The 1,683-nt window shown below is 65.5% G+C and carries 2 protein-coding genes and 2 pseudogenes; 2 read left to right on the top strand and 2 right to left on the bottom strand.

What is annotated here, in order from left to right; genetic code table 11:
• Positions 1–327 (top strand): annotated as a pseudogene (locus WA989_RS10180) (1-hydroxycarotenoid 3,4-desaturase CrtD); the annotation flags it as partial.
• A 143-nt stretch (positions 328–470) separates the two neighbouring features.
• Positions 471–1,184, top strand: a complete 714-nt coding sequence (locus tag WA989_RS10175; RefSeq protein WP_424340387.1) for a carotenoid 1,2-hydratase — start codon at positions 471–473, stop codon at positions 1,182–1,184.
• Here WA989_RS10175 and WA989_RS10170 read toward each other — a convergent pair.
• Entirely contained in the window at positions 1,147–1,311 is a 165-nt protein-coding gene (locus WA989_RS10170; protein ID WP_424340386.1) for a hypothetical protein, read from the bottom strand. The two genes, WA989_RS10175 and WA989_RS10170, sit on opposite strands and share 38 nt — an antisense overlap.
• Before the next feature lie 18 nt (positions 1,312–1,329).
• Positions 1,330–1,683, bottom strand: a pseudogene (locus WA989_RS10165) (phytoene/squalene synthase family protein); the annotation flags it as partial.

Below are 1,683 nucleotides of genomic sequence, written 5' to 3'. Positions count from 1 at the left end.
CGCCTGCAGAGCTGCGGCCTGACTCTGACCCCCGCGCCGGACACGCTCAAGGCAACGACACCGACCGACTATGCAAGCCGGTTTCCGGGGACGGGCGGAGCGCTCTACGGCCCAGCGAGCCATGGCTGGCGCGCGGCGTTCAAGCGCCAGGGCGTCTGGACGCGCAAACGGGGGCTCTACCTGGCGGGCGGCAGTGTTCATCCGGGGCCGGGGCTTCCCATGGCGGCCCTGTCGGGGCGGGCGGCGGCGATGGAAGTCCTGTCGGATTTCGATTTGATTACACCCCGCCAGCTGGCGGATATGCGTGGTGGTATATCGATGGCGTAAGCGAGGATGGCGAGAATGCGATTGTCCTCATTCTCTTCATCGGCAGCGTTTTTTCGCCCTATTATGCCTGGAGCGGCTGGCGCGACCCGGCCAATCACTGCGCGCTCAATGTCGCGCTTTATGGCAGGACGCAGCGCTGGGCGATGACAGAGCGTAAAAGCGCTGACACGCACCGGTCTGAAACCGAATTCCAGGTCGGCAAAAGCGCAGTCCGGCTTGAAGACGGCCGTCTGACAATAGAGATCGACGAGATCGGTGCGCCCCTTCCGCGGCGTCTGCGCGGCAAGGTCACCGTCACCCTGCCCTATATGGCAAGCCGCGACTTCCAGCTCGACCCGAAGGCCCGCCACTTCTGGTCGCCCGCCTGCACGCACGCGCAGATCGCTGTCGACTTTGAGCGCCCGGGGCTTTCCTGGAAAGGCCATGGCTATGTCGACATGAACCATGGCGCAGAGCCGCTCGAGAAGGGCTTCGACTATTGGGACTGGTCCCGCACGCCGCTGGAGGATGGCGACACGCTGATCCGCTATGTCACCGACCCGGCCACCGGCCCGCAGCGCGCCCTGCATGTGCGCATCGGCCCCGACGGCACGGCAAGCGAGACAGAGGGCGAGGCTTCGGTTGAGCTTCCGGGAACGCGGATATGGCGAATAGACCGCCGCGCCGGGGCGCTTTCCGGCGCTGCGCCCGCTGTGAAGCAGACGCTCGAAGACACGCCGTTCTACAGCCGCTCGCTGCTCGCCTATCCGCAAGGCGCTAGCGGCCTCGCGACGCACGAGACGCTGTCGTGCAAGCGCCTGCGCTCGCCCATCGTCAAACTCATGCTTCCGTTTCGGATGCCTCGTCTTTCGCTTTAGCGTCGGCCTCTTCCCTGGCGCGGGTCTCTTTCAGAAGCTTGTCGGTCTTGAGATACTCCCAGAGCGCCCAGCCACCGACGCCGCCGGCGATGAGTACACCCTCGATCCAGAAGACGGCATTTCCCATGGGGTGGCCCTCCTTCTATCAGGCCGTGCGTTCGCGCTGCTCCAGCCGCATGAAGAGATCGAGCGTCCAGTTGAACCGGGTCGGCGAAATCGGAACAGGCGCCCCGCGGCCACTGCGGGCGACTGCGGTCACAAGATATTGCGAGGCGAACGCGGCGCCAGCCGACGAAGGGCGCGCGCGCGGCGCCATTATCGCCCCGGCCAAAAGCTGGACCTTGCGGGCCTTCGAGACGACTGCCCGCCGCGATACCGAATCATAATCAAGGCGCCGGATTCCATCCCCGATCTCGCGATAGATCCGCCCTGCCGCCCTGATCGAAGTCTGGCAGTCCGCCGGCAGTAGCGGAACACCCGAAAGCCCGCGCTGATAGAG

Source organism: Henriciella sp. (genome assembly GCF_049649345.1).
Classification (GTDB): Bacteria; Pseudomonadota; Alphaproteobacteria; order Caulobacterales; family Hyphomonadaceae; genus Henriciella.
This window is presented reverse-complemented; position numbering and strand designations above follow the sequence as displayed.